The 277-nt window shown below is 64.6% G+C and carries 1 protein-coding gene; it reads left to right on the forward strand.

What is annotated here, in order from left to right:
• Positions 1–277: HAMP domain-containing protein (locus tag H0524_RS16190; protein ID WP_180199389.1), on the forward strand; the 277-nt coding region annotated here is incomplete at both ends.

Genomic DNA, 277 nt, shown 5'->3' on the forward strand with positions numbered 1-277 from the left:
TGACCCGGGTGGCCCGGGAGGTGGGTACCGAGGGGAAGTTGGGTGGTCAGGCCCAGGTGAAGGGGGTCTCCGGGACCTGGCGGGACCTGACGGACAACGTGAACTCGATGGCGTCGAACCTGACCTCGCAGGTGCGCAACATCGCCTCGGTCACGACCGCGGTCGCGCGGGGTGACCTGGGGCAGAAGATCACGGTTGACGCGCAGGGCGAGATTCTGGAGTTGAAGAACACCGTCAACACGATGGTGGATCAGTTGTCGTCGTTCGCCGATGAGGT

The sequence above is a fragment of the Salinispora sp. H7-4 genome, assembly GCF_013416675.1.
GTDB classification, from domain to species: Bacteria; Actinomycetota; Actinomycetes; order Mycobacteriales; family Micromonosporaceae; genus Micromonospora; species Micromonospora vitiensis.